The organism is Modestobacter sp. SSW1-42, assembly GCF_046635825.1.
Lineage (GTDB): Bacteria > Actinomycetota > Actinomycetes > Mycobacteriales > Geodermatophilaceae > Modestobacter.
On sequence record NZ_JBISCA010000001.1, the window covers coordinates 141,332 to 156,983 of the forward strand.

14 protein-coding genes are annotated in these 15,652 nt (G+C 74.9%); 4 read left to right on the forward strand and 10 right to left on the reverse strand.

Going from position 1 to position 15,652, the window contains the following annotated elements; genetic code table 11:
- Nucleotides 1-8: 8 nt before the first annotated feature.
- From ACGBYP_RS00745 to ACGBYP_RS00770, 6 genes are all read right to left on the reverse strand, one after another.
- Nucleotides 9-2,165, reverse strand: coding sequence for a beta-glucosidase family protein (locus ACGBYP_RS00745; RefSeq protein ID WP_411581352.1), 2,157 nt, complete (start codon nucleotides 2,163-2,165; stop codon nucleotides 9-11).
- 78 nt (nucleotides 2,166-2,243) lie between these two features.
- The gene (locus tag ACGBYP_RS00750; RefSeq protein ID WP_411581353.1) at nucleotides 2,244-3,737 is read right to left on the reverse strand and encodes a phytoene desaturase family protein; all 1,494 of its coding nucleotides are present in this window, start codon (nucleotides 3,735-3,737) and stop codon (nucleotides 2,244-2,246) included.
- Nucleotides 3,738-3,870: 133 nt separating this feature from the next.
- The gene (locus tag ACGBYP_RS00755) at nucleotides 3,871-5,487 is read right to left on the reverse strand and encodes a DUF222 domain-containing protein (protein ID WP_411581354.1); all 1,617 of its coding nucleotides are present in this window, start codon (nucleotides 5,485-5,487) and stop codon (nucleotides 3,871-3,873) included.
- A 158-nt stretch (nucleotides 5,488-5,645) separates the two neighbouring features.
- Complete coding sequence (locus tag ACGBYP_RS00760; protein ID WP_411581355.1) at nucleotides 5,646-6,110, reverse strand: N-acetyltransferase family protein; 465 nt, start codon at nucleotides 6,108-6,110, stop codon at nucleotides 5,646-5,648.
- A 57-nt stretch (nucleotides 6,111-6,167) separates the two neighbouring features.
- Nucleotides 6,168-7,205 carry an ABC transporter permease subunit gene (locus ACGBYP_RS00765; RefSeq protein ID WP_411581356.1) on the reverse strand — a complete coding sequence of 346 codons (1,038 nt, stop codon included), beginning with the start codon at nucleotides 7,203-7,205 and terminating at the stop codon, nucleotides 6,168-6,170.
- Complete coding sequence (locus ACGBYP_RS00770; RefSeq protein WP_411581357.1) at nucleotides 7,202-8,116, reverse strand: ABC transporter ATP-binding protein; 915 nt, start codon at nucleotides 8,114-8,116, stop codon at nucleotides 7,202-7,204. Before ACGBYP_RS00770 ends, ACGBYP_RS00765 begins: the two co-directional genes overlap by 4 nt.
- A gap of 135 nt (nucleotides 8,117-8,251) precedes the next feature.
- On the opposite strand from ACGBYP_RS00770, the gene ACGBYP_RS00775 reads away from it, so the two are divergent.
- Nucleotides 8,252-9,211 (forward strand): App1 family protein, encoded by a 960-nt coding sequence (locus tag ACGBYP_RS00775; RefSeq protein WP_411581358.1) that lies wholly within the window; start codon nucleotides 8,252-8,254, stop codon nucleotides 9,209-9,211.
- On the opposite strand, the gene ACGBYP_RS00780 is transcribed toward ACGBYP_RS00775, so the two are convergent.
- Together ACGBYP_RS00780 and ACGBYP_RS00785 are read right to left on the reverse strand one after the other, a co-directional pair.
- Complete coding sequence (locus ACGBYP_RS00780) at nucleotides 9,166-10,185, reverse strand: MsnO8 family LLM class oxidoreductase (protein ID WP_411581359.1); 1,020 nt, start codon at nucleotides 10,183-10,185, stop codon at nucleotides 9,166-9,168. The two genes, ACGBYP_RS00775 and ACGBYP_RS00780, sit on opposite strands and share 46 nt — an antisense overlap.
- Nucleotides 10,185-11,297: a spore photoproduct lyase family protein gene (locus ACGBYP_RS00785; RefSeq protein WP_411581360.1), complete on the reverse strand. Its 1,113-nt coding sequence runs from the start codon at nucleotides 11,295-11,297 to the stop codon at nucleotides 10,185-10,187. Before ACGBYP_RS00785 ends, ACGBYP_RS00780 begins: the two co-directional genes overlap by 1 nt.
- A gap of 101 nt (nucleotides 11,298-11,398) precedes the next feature.
- On the opposite strand from ACGBYP_RS00785, the gene ACGBYP_RS00790 reads away from it, so the two are divergent.
- Nucleotides 11,399-11,818, forward strand: a complete 420-nt coding sequence (locus ACGBYP_RS00790) for a DUF350 domain-containing protein (RefSeq protein WP_411581361.1) — start codon at nucleotides 11,399-11,401, stop codon at nucleotides 11,816-11,818.
- Between the two features lie 28 nt (nucleotides 11,819-11,846).
- On the opposite strand, the gene glgA is transcribed toward ACGBYP_RS00790, so the two are convergent.
- A complete protein-coding gene (gene glgA, locus ACGBYP_RS00795) occupies nucleotides 11,847-13,037 on the reverse strand; it encodes a glycogen synthase (protein WP_411581362.1) in 1,191 nt (396 codons plus the stop codon).
- 114 nt (nucleotides 13,038-13,151) lie between these two features.
- Between glgA and glgC the strand changes: the two genes are divergently transcribed.
- Nucleotides 13,152-14,342 (forward strand): glucose-1-phosphate adenylyltransferase, encoded by a 1,191-nt coding sequence (gene glgC / locus ACGBYP_RS00800; RefSeq protein WP_411581363.1) that lies wholly within the window; start codon nucleotides 13,152-13,154, stop codon nucleotides 14,340-14,342.
- Between the two features lie 14 nt (nucleotides 14,343-14,356).
- Entirely contained in the window at nucleotides 14,357-14,911 is a 555-nt protein-coding gene (locus tag ACGBYP_RS00805; RefSeq protein ID WP_411581364.1) for a 2'-5' RNA ligase family protein, read from the forward strand.
- Between the two features lie 9 nt (nucleotides 14,912-14,920).
- Here the strand turns inward: ACGBYP_RS00805 and ACGBYP_RS00810 are convergent, their stop codons facing one another.
- On the reverse strand, nucleotides 14,921-15,598 hold the full coding sequence (locus tag ACGBYP_RS00810) for an O-methyltransferase (RefSeq protein ID WP_411581365.1): 678 nt from the start codon (nucleotides 15,596-15,598) through the stop codon (nucleotides 14,921-14,923).
- Between the last annotated feature and the right edge of the window lie 54 nt (nucleotides 15,599-15,652).

Consider the following 15,652-nt stretch of genomic DNA (forward strand, 5'->3'; position numbering starts at 1 on the left):
TCGTCGCCTCAGCCCAGCCGGAGGGTGGTGCCCTGCGGGTCGTGGGCGTGCGCGCCCACCTCGAGCTCGACGTCGGTGGGCTCGGGCAGCACCCGCTCGCGGCGGTCGCCGTCCCAGCGGGCCAGGGCGAGCAGCGAGACCGGCACCTCGACGGTCACCGACCCGCCGGCGGGCACCGCCACCGGGGCGAAGCCGACCACGGCCCACTCGCCCGGGTAGCCGCCGGTCAGCGTGCGGCCGTAGACCTGCACGACGTGCCGGCCGTCGCGGTCGCCGGTGTTGGTGACCGTGGCGGTGACCCGCTCGCCGCTCGCCGCGACGTCGCCGATGGTGAACGACGTGTAGGACAGCCCGAACCCGTGCGGGTGGGCGGCCTCCACGCCGAGCCGGTCGAGCAGCCGCTGACCGTGCCAGCGGTCGTAGGTGATCGCGGTCGCGTCGCGGTCGAAGAAGGGCAGGTGCTCCTCGCTGGTGGGCACCGAGAAGGGCAGCCGACCCGAGGGCTCGGCGGCACCGGTGAGGACGTCGGCCAGGGCCACGCCGCCCTCCATCCCGGCGTACCACATGAGCACGATCGCCGGGACCTGCTCGCGCCAGCCCTCGGTGAGCACCGGCCCGGCGGCCACCATCGCCACGACGGTGCGCGGGTTGGCCGCCGCCGTCGCCGCGATGACCTCCTCGTCGACCGGCCGCAGCCGCAGCGAGCTGCGGTCGCCGCCGAAGCCCTCGCCGGCGGTCATCACGACCTCCTCGCCGGTGGCGCGGACGCCGTCCGGGCGCGGCGGGTAGAGGGCGAGCAGCGCCGGGTCGCTCATGGTGTCGGGCCCGACGTACTCGCCCTCGTCCTCGGCGGTGAACCCGGCGACCACGATCGCCACGTCGGCGTCCGCGGCCGCCGCGGCGGCCGCGGCGGGGTCGTCGTCCTCGACGAGGGTGACCCGGGCGCCGGGGAAGGCCGCGGTGATGCCCTCGAGCGGGGTGCTGCCACTCGGGGCGCGGACGTCGGAGGAGCCGTGGTCGCCCTGGTTGGCGGCGTTCGCCAGCCGGCCGATGACGGCGATCGAGGTGACCGTGCCGGGGTCGAGGGGGAGGACGGGCGCGCCGTCGACCGGCTCGTTGCGCAGCAGCACCATGGCGCGGGTGGCGGCCTCACGGGCCAGCGCCCGCGCCTCGTCGCCGGCCATCAGCTCGAGGCCGAACTCGCCGTCGGTGCGGGTGGCGTAGGAGCGCAGCATCGCCGCGATCATGCGGACGCCGGAGCGCTGGACGCTGTCCCAGGACGCCGTCCCGTCCTCGAGCTGCTGGCGCAGGTGCAGGCCGCGCTGCTGGGTGAACGGCTCCTCGAGGTCCAGACCGGCCTCCAGGGAGGCGCCGGCGTCGCGCAGGCCCCAGATGAAGTCGCTGACGGTGATGCCCTGCCAGCCCCACTGGTCGCGCAGGACGTCGGTGAGCAGGTACCGGTTCTGCCCGGCCCACTCGCCGTTGACCGAGTTGTAGGCGCTCATGATCGCCGCGACGCCCTGGTCGACGGTGCGCTTGAAGTGCGGCAGGTAGACGTCGTGCAGCGTCTCGTCGTCGATGGTGACGTCGACTCGGAAGCGGGCGTTCTCCATCGAGTTGAGCGCGTAGTGCTTGGCGCAGGCCATCACGTACCGCTGGGTGCCGCGCACCAGGGCGGCGCCCATCTCGCCGAGGTGGTGCGGGTCGTCGCCGTAGGTCTCCTGTGCCCGGCCCCAGGCGGGGTGACGCAGCAGGTTGATGCAGACGCCGCCGAAGAAGTTGCCGCCGACCGCGCGCACCTCGCGGCCGATGACCTCGCCGATCCGCTCCTCGAGCTCGGGGTCCCAGGTGGCGCCGCGGGCCATCGAGACGGGAAAGGCGGTGCCGTTGCCGGAGACGCAGCCGCGCGGGCCGTCGACGAACTGGGTGCCCGGGATGCCGAGCCGCTCGACCGCGGCGTGCGGGATCGGCACCGTGTTGTAGCCGCCGGTGAGCATGGCCAGGAAGCCGTCCCAGAACTGCCAGTCGCCGTCGAGCAGGCCGAGCCGCTCGTCGGGGGTCAGCTGCTCGAACAGCCCGGCGGCCTCGGCCGCGGGGTCGGCGCCGTCGCGCACTGCGGTGACGGCGTCCTCGAACGCCGTCGTGGCCTGAGCGTCTGTGCTCACGGTTCTCCCTGCTCGTCGGTGCACCGAGAACTCCCGGTACGTCCGACCGTAGGTGTTCCGCCGCCGGGTCGCAGGGCCTCAGGCGGGTCCGACGAGCTCCGCGACGATCTGCGCCGACAGGGTCACCAGCGGCAGGCCGCCGCCGGGGTGCGCAGAGCCGCCGACCAGGAACAGCCCGGGCAGCGGTGCGGCGTTGGCCGGGCGCAGGAAGGCCGCGCGGGCGCCGTTGCTGGAGGTGCCGTAGATCGAGCCGCCGACGCTGCCGGTCTCCCGCTCCAGGTCGGCCGGGGTGCGCACGATGCGCCAGCGCACCCGGTCGCGCACGTCCAGCCCGCGGTCGGCCATCGTGGCCAGCACACGGTCGGCCTCGGCATCGGCCAGGCCCGGGGTGGTCCAGTCGACGCCGCCGCCGGGCTCGTGCCGCGGGGCGTTGACCAGCACGAACCAGGACTCGCTGTCGTCGTCCGGGCGGGTGGCGGGGTCGTCGGGGGCGCTGACGTAGACCGTCGGGTCGGCCACGGGCCGCTTCGGTCCGCGCCGTCCGAAGAGGGCGTCGAACTCGGCGTCGTAGTCGTGCGGGAACAGCACCGTGTGGTGGGCGAGGCCGGGCGTGCGGCCGCGCAGGGCGAGCAGCAGGACCAACCCGGACGACGACGGGGTGACCCGCCGCAGTGAGGTGCGGGCCCGGCGGACGGGGGCATCGGGAGGGAGCAGCCGGCCGTAGAGGGCTGCCGCGTCGGCGTTGCAGACGACGACGTCGGCGGGCACCACCTCGCCGTCGGCCAGCCGCACCCCGCCGGCCCGTCCGGCCGCGGTCAGGACCTCGGCGACCGGGGCGTCGGTCCGGACGACAGCTCCCCGCTCGACGGCCCGGTCGGCGACCGCCTCGGGCAGCCGGCGCAGCCCGCCGGGGACGTACCAGGAGCCGAAGGCCTGCTCGACCCACGGCACGGTGAGCAGGGCGGCGGGGGCGCGGCGTGGGTCGGAGCCGGAGTAGGTGGCGTAGCGGTCGAGCAGCATCCGCAGCCGCGGGTCGGTGAGGTACTGCCGGCCCATCCCGCGCAGCGTGCGGCCGGGGGCGATGGTGCGGAGGTCGGTGGTCTGCCGGGCGAGCGTGGCGAGGGTCGCGGCGCCGGCGAGCGGGGAGCGGAGGAACGGCTGCTCGGTGGCCCGCCACATGGCCTCGGCGCGGGTGAGCAGCGCGGTCCACTGGGCGCCGCTGCCGGGACCGAGGTCGGCGTCGAGCCGGTCGGCGATCTCCTCGCGCCGGCCGGGCACCGAGGTCGTCGTACCGTCGGCGAAGCGGTAGGCGACGGCGGGGTCGAGCCGCTGGAGGGGGAGGACGTCGTGCAGCGGGGCGCCGGTGGCGGCGAAGAGGTCCTCGAACACCTGGGGGAGCGTGACCAGGCTGGGGCCGGTGTCGAAGCCGTGGCCGTCGCGGGACACCCAGCCGAGCTTCCCGCCGACCTGCGGCGCCTGCTCCAGCACGGTGACCGCGTGCCCGCCGGCGGCCAGCCGCGCGGCTGCGGCCAGCCCGCCCAGCCCGGCACCGACGACGACGACCCGGGCCACGGAGCCCACGGTAGCCGCGTGCCCGCGCGGTCCTGCGCGCGACGGCACGTCGCCGGCGGGCGTCGCTGCGTGCACACGGCGGCTGCGCTGTCCTGGGGGACGGCAGGCATCGACTTCCGGGCGCGGGTCGGGGTCAGAAGGGCGGGAGTTCGTCTGCCCGGTGGTCCGGCGGTGGCGGCCCGGGCTCGGGTTCCTGGTCGGTCGGTGGTGGTCGTCGGAGTCCGGGTGGTCGGGTGGTGCGGGTGATGCCCGACGGTGTGGTGACGTGCAGGGTGCCGTCGTCGGTGAGGCGGAAGTGCCAGCCGCGGGCGAAGGTCTTGAGCCGATGGTGGCTGCGGCACAGGCAGCAGAGGTTGGTGCAGTCGGTGATGCCGCCGGCACCGTGTGCGTGGACGTGGTCGAGGTCGGCCCAGCCGACGCGCTGGCCGCAGTTGGGGAAGCGGCAGCGCTGGTCGCGGGTGGTGACGAAGGAGCGCTGCTTGTCGGTGGGGGAGTAGGCGTCGGTCGGTGGCGGCGGCCCGAGGACCGGGCAGCTGCATCCACCGCCGGTGTCCGCGGCGGTGTAGCCCTCGGTCGTGGCGGCGTCGGTGGGTGAGGCCGTCTTGGTCGCAGTAGAGCTCGCCTTCGCCGCCGAGGCGAGCGCGCCGCCTTCGCGGCGGCCGGTGTTCGTCGTGAGGGGCGCGGCGACTTCTCCGTCGGGGTGAGCCGAGCTGACGCGGCGGGCCAGCCGCGTCAGCTCGGCCGGCGTCGCGGTGGCCAGCAGTCGTCCGTCGGGGCCGGTGATCGCGTAGGTGAGGCTGCCGCCGTCGGGGGCGGTGAGGCCGAGGGCACCGACGCGGGCGAGCAGTTCAAGCAGGTGCGCGGAGGTGATCGGCAGCCCGTTCACCTCGCCGTGCTCGCCCGTGGCGCCGGTGAGGGAGCCCAGGCTCGCGGTGATCCGCAGGTCCGCGGCGATCAGAGGCAGCCCGTTGTCAGCCGGGCGGCGGATCAGCGTGGACAGGACGTGAGCCCGCAGCGCTCCGATGGGCCGTTCGTCGCCGTCGGACTTGAGCATCCGGGCGAGCTGGTCGATCAGGTCGTGGCACTCCACGGCCTCGTCGGTGGGCAGGTCGGCGGCCAGGGTGGACCGGCCGTCGACGCCTGAGGGGTAGACGTGCACGTCGGCGGTGCGCTCGGCGTCCTTGCGCCGGGCCTCAGCGGCAGCCTCGTCCAACTGGAGCATCACAGCGGTGGCGCGGTCACGGAGCCGGTACACCGACATGTTCTCGGCGTCGGGCAGAAGTGCGTCCTCGACTTGCCCGGTGATCTCGGCGGACGTGTGAGCCAGTACGTCGGCCAGGGCGTCGGCGCGGCGTTCGTCGATGTCGCCGCGCTTGAGGGCGGCGAGCGTGGCGGGCAGCTTGTGCCGCCAGGTCATCGCCCGGCGCAGGCGGTGTGCGGCGGTCCCGCGGCCCAGGTTGAGGATCAGTGACAGCTCGGCCAGGAAGAACTCGCTGACCTCCGGCTCACCCTCGGGCGTCCACCCCGGCCGCCGCGCGCCAGGCCCGTCCGGATCACCCGACGCCGGCCGCTGCGCAGCCAGGCCGAGGATGAGCTCCGCCTCCTCGGCGGCGTCCATCGCCCGCCGGCGCTGCAGAGCGATCAGCTCATCGGCCAGCCACTCCTGCGGCCACACCGACCGGTCGGGCAGCTCGTCCCAGCCGTCGACCACGGACCCGCCGGGGCGCGGCGGGTACGCGGTCGACGTCATGGACCGAACATACGTTCGGGGTGCGACAGTTCTGGCCGGTCGAACAGGCAGCTGCCCCACGTCCTGACGGGCTGCCGTCAGGACGTGGGGCGCGGTACTGATCCGTCGGGCAGGAGCCGGCCGTGCGCCGTCCGGTCCGGTCCGCGCACCATGCGGATCTAGGCGAGCCCCTCCGACGCCTCGAGCACCGCGCGCTCGCCGTCGGCGGCGAAGCCGTTGCGCTCGTAGAAGCGGCGGGCGCGCGAGTTCTCCTCGGCGACCCAGAGCGAGGCGGGCCGGTCGGCGAGGACGGCGTCGAGCAGGTCCTGGCCCAGTCCGCTGCCGTGCCGGGCCGCCCGCAGGTACAGCGACACCAGTTCCTCGTCACGCGCCGGAGGGGTGTCCCGGCTGGGCGCGGTCTGGGCGAAGCCCACCACCTCGCCGTCCACCTCGGCGACGACGACGGGCGGGGTGGCCGGGTCGGCGAGCAGCTGTGCCCAGTTGGCGGTGAACCGCTCGGCGGAGCGGGCGGCGAGGAACTCGGGGGAGAGCAGGCCCGCGTAGGTCTCCCGCCAGCAGGCGAGGTGGCAGGGACCGATGCCGGCCGCGTCAGCGGCGGTCGCGGGGCGCAGGGTGGTCACCACGGTCGGATCCTCCCAGGGGTGCAGGCGCGGACGGCGGGGTCCGCGCCTGCACCGGGGTCAGTGCGCGTCCCGCCGGCTGAACAGGACGACGCCGGCGCCGACCACCACCGCCGTCACCACGGCCATGACGATGCCGCCCTGCAGGTTGGTCACCAGGTACTCGATGACCTTCGTGTTGCCCTGGGTGTCGAACTCGTCCGTGTAGATGGTCAGCTCCAGCCCGTCGGGCATGACCAGCCCCGCCGCGTTGGTGGTCAGCAGCCACGGCTGCCAGGTGGGCCGGAACCCGGAGATCGCGCCCTCCACCACGGCGAAGTAGACGAACCCGACGCCCAGCGCCGCCCCGGTGTTGCGCACCAGGTTGGTGAGGCCGAAGCCGAGCAGTCCGGCGAGGAGCGTGAGCAGCGCGCCCCGGGCCTGGGTGGCGAGCATGTCCGGCCAGAAGCCGTCGGGCACGGGGACGCCGTCACCGGCCACCGCCTGCCAGATGCCGGCGGTCGCCAGCCAGGCGAGCTGGGCGGCCACCCCGACGAGCAGCGTCGCGACGGCGACGACGGCGATCTTCGCGCCCATCACCCGCGGCCGGCGGGTCTCCCAGAACAGCAGCGCGACCATCGACCGGCTCGACCACTCGGCGCCGACGAACGTGGCCCCGATCAGGAACGCCAGCACGGCCGCCGCAGCGGCGACCGACACCGCACCGGTCATGCCCTCGCCGGACAGGGAGTACGGCGCCGGGTCCAGGAACCAGCTGAGCTCCATGTCCTCGGCGGTCATCACCGGCCCGCAGAGTTGGTCGGCCGGGACGTCGGTGGGCAGGTTCGGGTCGGTCAGGCACTGCTCGCGGCCGATGCTGCTCTGCTCGACGCTCTCCTGGAGCTGCTCCTGCGCCGCGGCGAGCCGCTCGGGCGTCGCCTCCCGGTAGTTGACCAGGCCGAGGGCGGTCACCGCGATCCAGGCGAGCACCGCCAGGCCCAGCAGGACCTGGACGAAGCGGCGGGCGCGGAAGCGGTGCGCCTCGGCCCGCAGCAGGCCGCCGAAGCGGCCGGCCGGCACGGTGGCGGGGGCCTCCGTCGGGGTCAGGACGGCGCTCATGCCGGCTCCGCCGTCAGCGCCAGGAACGCGCTCTCGAGGTCCGCTGCCACCGGTGTGAGCTCCTCCAGGTAGTGACCGTGTTCGGCGAGCACCCGGGTGACCTCACCCGGTGCCGCGACGGCGGACACGAGCAGCCCGTCGTCGGTGGGGCCGACCGTGTAGCCGGCGGCGGCGAGCACGGCGGCGGCGGCCGCCCGGTCGGGCACCCGCAGCCGCACGTCGCCGGACGAGCGGCCGGCGAGCACCTCGCGCACCGGCCCGGCGGCGATGCAGCGGCCGCGGGCCATGATCGAGACGCGGTCGGCGACCTGCTCAATCTCGGCCAGCAGGTGCGAGCTGAGCAGCACGGTGGTCGACCCGTCCGCCCCCAGCCGGCGGATCAGCTCGCGGACGTCGCGGATGCCGGCGGGGTCCAGGCCGTTGCTCGGCTCGTCCAGGATCAGCAGCCGCGGCGCCTTGAGCAGCGCGGCCGCGATGCCCAGCCGCTGCTTCATGCCGAGCGAGTAGCCCTTGAACCGGTCGTCGGCGCGGTCGCGCAGCTCGACGATCTCCAGCACCTCCTCGACCCGGGTGCGCGGCAGCCCGGCGGCCTCGGCGAGCAGCCGCAGGTTGCGCCGACCGGAGAAGCCGGGGAAGAACAGTGGCGTCTCCACCAGTGCGCCGACGCTGCCGATCACGTCGGGCAGGCCCTCGGGCACCGGCCGGCCGAGCAGCCGTACCTCGCCGGCGTCGGGGCGGATGAGCCCGAGCAGGACCCGGATGGACGTCGTCTTGCCCGACCCGTTGGGGCCGAGGAAGCCGTGCACGCCGCCGGACTCGACCACCAGCTCGAGGTCGTCCAGCGCCTTCTGCGGGGGCTTGCCGCGGCGGGCGTAGGTCTTGGTCACCGCGTGCATCTCGACGGCTGGCACGAGGCCTCCTGGACGAGGGTGGGCTGGTCGGGAGCACCGTGGCACAGCTCGTGCCCGGGTGGGCCCGCTGCGCGCCCGTGTCCGCGAGTCCTGGCCGGATCGGTTCCGGAGTGACCACCCTGGCAGGCTGCGCGGGTGGTCTCCCTCCCCGCGCTGGCCCGTCGGACCGACGCCGCACTCCGTGGACTGGCCTCCCGCGCCGCGCGCCGGGCCGGGTGGACGCCGGCCGTCCTCGCCCACCCCGGCTACGGCAGCGGCGGCCGGGTCCGGGTGCTCGGCCGGGTGCTGCTCGCCCCGCCCGGCGCCTCCCCGGCCGAGCGGCGCGCGGTGCCCGGCTGGCAGCGCTTCCTGACCCTGGAGAGCCCCCGCACCGAGGTGACCGTCGAGGTCGGCGGGCTGCGCACCGCCGTCCGCAGCGACGACGACGGCCTGCTCGACGCGACCCTGTCGCTCGACCTGCCCGACGTCGGTGCGCTGCCGGTCGTCTTCCGCGCCGGCGACCGCTCGGCCACCGCGACCGTGCACCTGGCCTCGCCCGACGCCGCCCGGGGCGTGGTCTGCGACATCGACGACACGGTGCTGGTCACCGGGATCGCGACACCCCTGCGCGCCGCCTGGCGCACCTTCGTGCTGCCGATGCAGCGGCGGGAGCCGGTGCCGGGGATGGTGCGGCTGCTGCGCGAGCTGACCTCCGGCGCGCCGCACGTGCCGGTGGTCTACCTGAGCAACGGGCCGTGGAACCTGGCCGGCCCGCTGGCCCGGTTCCTGGAGACGCACGGCTTCCCGCCCGGCGCGCTGCTGCTCACCGACTGGGGCCCGACGCCGACGCGCTTCTTCCGGGACGGGCAGGCGCACAAGCGGACCTCACTGGAGCGGCTGGCCGCCGACCTGCCCGGCGTGCGCTGGACGCTGGTGGGTGACACCTCCGAGCACGACCCCGCGCTGTACGGGGAGTTCGCCCGGGCCCGGCCCGACCGGGTGCGCGCCGTCCTGCTGCGCGACACGACCGGCCCGGCGCGGGTCGAGCACGTCGGCGAGGTGCCGGTGGTCTACGGCCCGGACGGCGACGCCATCGCCGCGACCCTGCCCGGCTGAGCGAACGCCCCGGCCAGCGCCGCGTCGGAGGCGGCCAGCGCCTGCCGGTCGAAGGTGCTGCTGGAGGCGACGAGCTCGGCCGCGCCGGTGCGCTCGAGGAGCTCGGCCAGCCGGCGCTCCACCTGGGCGGCGGTGCCCGCGATCGCGCCGGCGGCGGTCTGCTCGGCGTACTGCCGCTGCCGTGGCGTCCAGGTCCGCTCCCGGACCACCGCGACCGGCTCGAGCGGCGGGAAGGCGCCGGCCGTGCGCGCCTGCGCCATGGCGAACGCCTCGGGCAGCAGCAGGTCGGCGGCCTCGGCGGCGGTGTCGGCCACCAGGACGTCGAGACTGACCGACACCCGCGGCTCCGGCGCCTGCGCACTGGGCCGGTACGAGCCTCGGTAGGCGGCCAGCGCGGCCAGCCCCGGCTCGGGGTCGCCGGCGACGCCCAGCAGCGGGCCGCCCACGATCACCGGCAGCCCGAGCTCCGCGGCCACCGCCAGCCCGCGCCCGGTCGCCAGCACGTGCAGCGGGACGGCGCCGGCCGGGCGCGGGTGCAGCGTCACCTCCGCCTGCCCGGTGAGGAAGGCGCGCAGCTCGGCCAGGTCGGCGGCGAAGTCGGGCTCGTCGGCCGACCGCAGCGCGCGGCGCACCGGCGGGGTGAAGCCGGGGGAGCGGCCCAGCCCCAGGTCGACCCGGCCGGGCGCGAAGGCCGACAGCGTGGCGAACTGCTCGGCGACCACCAGCGGCTGGTGGTGCGGCAGCATGACGCCCGCCGACCCGAGCCGGATGCGCGTCGTCCGGCCCGCGAGGGCGGCCAGCAGCACCGCCGGTGCCGACCCGGCCACCCCCGGGACGCCGTGGTGCTCGGCGACCCAGAACCGCTCGTAGCCCAGCCGCTCGGCGCGGACCGCGCGGTCGACGGTGCCGGTCAGGGCCGCGGGCTCGGGCTCACCCGCGCGCGTGCGTGAGCGGTCCAGGAGCGAGAGGTGCATCAGAACGCGTACCGGACCCGCAGCCACGGGGCGTGCTGCGCGATCAGCTGCTGCAGCCGGTCGACGCCGGCGCGCTTGACGTCGTTGCGGTAGCGGACGTTGAGCATGCCGTTCTGGCTGACCTTGGGCTGCTGCAGCTCCGGACGCCACAGCAGGTCCTCGGCTTGCGGGTGCCAGCCCAGGTTGACCTCGTGCAGCTGCTCGTTGTGGGTCAGCATGATGATCTCGGTGGCCGCCTGCGCCTTGGTGGCGTCGGACAGCGCGTCGTCCAACTGCCGCAGCAGCGCCGTCCAGTCCGCCTCCCAGCCGTCGCGCAGCACGACGGGGGAGAAGTTGAGGTGCACCTCGTAGCCGGCCTCGACGAAGTCGTCGATCGCGGCGATCCGCTCGTCGACCCGGCTGGTGCGGACGTCGAGCAGGTGTGCGTCGGCGTCGGGCATGAGGGAGAACCGCACGCGGGTGCGGCCCTGCGGGTCGAGGTCGAGCAGCTGCCGGTTGACGAACTTGGTGGCGAAGGAGGCCTTGGCGGTGGGCAGCGCGCGGAAGGTGGCGACCAGGTCGGCGATGTTGTCGCTGACCAGCGCGTCGACCGAGCAGTCGCTGTTCTCGCCCAGGTCGTAGACCCAGTCGAACGGGTCGCACTCGTTGGGTTCGGGCTTGACGCCCTGCCGGTCGACGTGGCGGCGCACCGCCCGGGTGATCTGGTCGATGTTGGTGAAGACGGTGATCGGGTTGGCGTAGCCCTTGCGCCGCGGCACGTAGCAGTAGGCGCAGGCCATGGCGCAGCCGTTCGCGGTGGAGGGCGCGATGAAGTCCGCCGACCGGCCGTTGGGGCGCACGGTGACCGACTTCTTCACCCCGAGCACCAGCGTCTCGGTCTTGACCCGCACCCAGCGCTCGACGTTGCCCTCGTTGCCGTGCAGGTCGGGGATCTGCCAGTGCGAGGGCACCTCGACGACCTCGGCGTCGGGGAAGCGGGCCAGCACCTGGCGGCCGCGCGGGGAGGCGGCGGCGGCCGGCTCGGCGTAGACGGTGCGCACCTGCAGCAGCCGGCTGTCCACGGGGACCTCGGCCGGCTCCAGGTCGTCGAAGAGGGTCAGCGCGTCGGTCACGGCAGGTGCAGCGCCGCCGGGCCGGGGGCTGTTCCACCGCGCGGCGTGGCGCTGCCCCTAGGCTCGCACCGCTCCGCCGTCCCCACCTGGAGGTCCCTCTCGTGCTGGCCAGCATCGGCTACGCCGTCGCCTACACCGGCGTCGGCATCGTGCTCCTCGTCCTGGGCGCCCTCGTCCTGGACCTGCTCACCCCCGGCCGCCTGGCCCGGCACATCTACGAGGAGCGGTCGGTCAACGCCGGCATCGCCCTCGGTGCGGTGTTCCTCGGGCAGGGCGCGATCGCCTTCACCACCATCTGGACCAACGGCACGGCCGGCTTCGGCGATGCGCTGCTCGACACGATCGTCTTCGGCCTGGTCGGCATCGCGCTGCAGGTGGTCGCCTTCCTCGTGCTCGACGTGCTGACCCCGGGCAAGCTCGGCCACCACCTGGTCGAGGTCGGCTTCCACCCGGCCAGCCTGGTGAGCGCCGCGTCGACGCTGGCCGTCTCGGCGATCGTCGTCGCCTCCATCTGGCCCTGAGGGTCGCCCGCCCGCGGGCGGGCGACCCTCAGGCGCGGCCGGCGAGGACCTGCTCGTAGACCTGCACGGTCTGCTGGGCGATCGCCGGCCAGCCGAACTCGGCGAGCACCCGCTCGCGGCCGGCGCGGCCCATCTCGGCGGCCCGCGCGGGGTCGGCGAGCAGCTCGGCCATGCGGGCGGCCAGGCCCGCGGCGAACGCGGCCGGGTCGTCCTCGGTGTAGGGCACCAGCAGCCCGGTGCGGCCGTCGTCGACCACCTCGGGGATGCCGCCCACGGCGCTGGCCACGACCGCCGTCCCGCAGGCCGCGGCCTCCAGGTTGACGATGCCCAGCGGCTCGTACACCGACGGGACGACGAAGACGGTGGCGCCGGTGATCAGCGGGACCAGCTTCTCCCGCGGCAGCATCTGCTCGATCCAGACGACGCCGGAGCGGCGGGACTGCAGCTCGGCGACGGCGTCGGCCACCTGCTGGCGCTCGGCCGGGGTGTCGGCGGCGCCGGCGCACAGCACCAGGCCGGCCTCCGGCGGCAGCTGCTCGGCCGCGGCCAGCAGGTGCACGAGGCCCTTCTGCCGGGTGATCCGGCCGACGAACAGCGCATAGGGCCGGTCGGGGTCCACCCCCAGGTCGCGGACGACGTCGGGGGCCTCGACCGGGCGGTAGGCCTGCGCGTCGACGCCGTTGCCGACCACGAACACCTTCGCCGGGTCGAGCTCGGGGTAGACGTCGAGCACGTCGGCCTTCATGCCGCGGCTGACGGCGATCACCGCGTCGGCGGCGAGGTAGGCGGTGCGCTCGACCCAGGAGGACAGCCGGTAGCCACCGCCGAGCTGGTCGGCCTTCCACGGCCGGCGCGGCTCCAGGGAGTGCGCGGTGACGACGTGGGCGCTGCCGTGCACCAGCTGGGCGAGGATGCCCGCCGAGTTGGCGTACCAGGTGTGCGAGTGGACCAGGTCGACGCCGGCCAGCGCCGCGGCGATCTCGACGTCCACCCCGACCGCCTGCAGCGCGCCGTTGGCCGCCTGCAGCCCGCCGGGCACGGCGTAGCCGGTGGCGTCGTCGCCGGGGCTGCCCGGGGCCCGTGGGCCGCCGAAGCAGTGCACGTCGATCTCCGGGCCGGCCTGGAGCCCACGCAGGGCCGCCACGAGGTGCTCGACGTGCACCCCCGCGCCCCCGTAGACGTCCGGCGGCCATTCCCTCGTCACCACTCCCACGCGCACGGAACTCACCCTAGGTGGTGGGAGCCGCGGCCGCGCCACGGTCAAGATCGGGCAATTCCGCGTGACTCGGGTTACGTTGCGCCCATGCGTGGCGGCCCCAGAGTTCTCGGAATCGTGTTGGCAGGTGGTGAGGGCAAGCGGCTTGCCCCGCTCACCCAGGACCGTGCGAAGCCCGCGGTGCCCTTCGGGGGCAACTACCGGCTCATCGACTTCGTCCTGTCGAACCTCGTGAACGCCGACATCCGGCGGATCGCGGTGCTGACCCAGTACAAGAGCCACTCGCTGGACCGGCACATCACCACGGTCTGGCGCATGTCGACCCTCCTGGGCAGCTACATCACGCCGGTCCCGGCCCAGCAGCGGCTCGGCCCGCGCTGGTACACCGGCAGTGCCGACGCCATCTACCAGAGCCTCAACCTCATCTACGACGACCGGCCCGACATCGTCGTCGTCTTCGGTGCCGACCACGTGTACCGGATGGACCCGGCGCAGATGATCCAGCAGCACCTGGACTCCGGCGCGGGCGTGACCGTGGCCGGACTGCGGGTGCCCCGCAAGGAGGCCACCGCCTTCGGCGTCATCGACGCCGACGCCGACGGCAAGGTCGTGCAGTTCCTGGAGAAGCCGGCCGACCCGCCCGGCCTGCCGGGCAGCCCCGACGAGACGTTCGCGTCGATGGGCAACTACGTCTTCACCACCGACGCGCTGCTCGAGGCGCTGCGCCGGGACGCCGAGGACGAGGACTCGGTGCACGACATGGGCGGCTCGATCATGCCGATGATGGCCGAGGCCGGCGACGCCTACGTCTACGACTTCTCCAGCAACGTCGTCCCCGGCGAGACCGAGCGCGACCACGGCTACTGGCGCGACGTCGGGACCCTCGACGCCTACTACGACTCGCACATGGACCTGGTGTCGGTCAGCCCTATCTTCAACCTCTACAACGACCGCTGGCCGATCTACACCCTGCCGCCCATGCTGCCGCCGGCGAAGTTCGTGCTCGGTGGCCGGGCCGAGGAGTCGATGGTCAGCGCCGGGGTGATCATCGACGGTGCCGCGGTGCACGGCTCGGTCGTCTCCCCGAACGTGCGCATGGAGCGCGGTGCCCGGGTCGAGGGCAGCGTGCTCATGGACGGCGTCCACATCGGCGAGGGCGCGATCGTGCGCCGGGCGATCCTGGACAAGAACGTCGTCGTCCCGCCGGGTGCCCGCATCGGGGTCGACCTCGACCACGACCGCGAGCGGTACCACGTGAGCGCCGGTGGCGTGACCGTGCTCGGCAAGGGCGCCCGCGCCATCCTCTGATCGGAAGGACCCCCATGCCCCCCGACCCTCGCTCCGCTCGGGCCGGGACTCGGCATGGAGGCCTGACCGGCCCTGCGCCGCTGATCGTCACGCTGCTGCTGGACGACGGGGCGCAGGGCCGGTTCGACCGGCTGCGGGCCGCGCACTTCCCGGCCGAGCGCAACCACCTCCAGGCCCACGTCACGCTGTTCCACGCGCTGCCCGGGGAGCACCTGCCCGACGTCTCGCGCGAGCTCGCCGAGGTCGCGGACCGCGCGCCGTTCGACGTCGCGGTGACCAGGGTGCGGTTCCTCGGCCGCGGGGTGGCCATCGACCTGGACGCCCCGGAGCTCACCGCGCTGCGGCGCGACCTGGCCGCGGCCTTCGACCCGTGGCTGACCCGGCAGGACCGGCAGTGGTCGCGGCCGCACGTCACGGTGCAGAACAAGGTCGAGCCCGACGTCGCCCGCGCCCTGTACGAGGAGCTGTCGGCCTCGTTCGTCCCGGAGACGGTCACCGCGCGGGGCCTGGGGCTCTGGACCTACCTCGGCGGCCCCTGGTCACCCGAGGGCGAGTTCGCCTTCGGCTGAACCGCGGGGTCAGGTCCGCTTGGTGGCGACCAGCAGGCCGGTGCCGACCGGCAGGACGGCGCAGGTGAGCGTCTCGTCCTCGCGCAGCGTGCGGGCGATCTCCCGCCAGGCCACGGTCTGCTCGTCACGCGCCGAGCGGTCGGCGATCCGGTCGTCGGCGAGCAGGCCGAGGCAGACCAGCGACCCGCCGCGGCGGATCAGCCCGAGCAGGCCGGCGAGGTGGCCGGAGTACTCCAGCGGCGGGCTGGCGCAGGTCACCAGGTCGTAGGCGCCCGGCGACAGCCGGGGGAGGACCTCGCCGGGGGTGCCGAAGATCAGCCGGGTGCGCCCGCTGGGCACGCCGGCCTCGGTGAAGGTGCGCCGGGCGGCGCGCTGCTCGGCGGCGTCGGTGTCCAGCGAGGTCAGGACGCCGTCGCGGCGCATGCCCTCGAGCAGCCACAGCCCGGCGACCCCGCCGCCGCTGCCCAGCGAGACCACCGACCGGGCGTCGCCGGCGGCGGCGAACACCGCGAGGGTGGCCCCGACCGCGGGCTCGACCGGCATCGCCGTGCCCAGCTCGGTGGCCGCGGTGACGGCCCGGTGGCGGGCCGCGGCCATGGCGGGGGACTCGGTGGCGAAGCTGTCGGCGTAGGCCGCTGCGCTGGTCGGGGAGCCTCCGGTGGGGGGCGGTCCGGCAACGCTGGTCACCGGACGAGGGTAGTGGCGCACGCCGGCAGCCTGCCCGGCCGGGGGCGGTCCGGC

Bases quoted from the DNA above. Each gene is read 5' to 3' on its own strand.
- ACGBYP_RS00755 (WP_411581354.1), bottom strand. From the start codon at position 5,487: ATGACGTCGACCGCGTACCCGCCGCGCCCCGGCGGGTCCGTGGTCGAC.
- ACGBYP_RS00765 (WP_411581356.1), bottom strand. From the start codon at position 7,205: ATGAGCGCCGTCCTGACCCCGACGGAGGCCCCCGCCACCGTGCCGGCC.
- ACGBYP_RS00780 (WP_411581359.1), bottom strand. From the start codon at position 10,185: ATGCACCTCTCGCTCCTGGACCGCTCACGCACGCGCGCGGGTGAGCCC.
- ACGBYP_RS00805 (WP_411581364.1), top strand. From the start codon at position 14,357: ATGCCCCCCGACCCTCGCTCCGCTCGGGCCGGGACTCGGCATGGAGGC.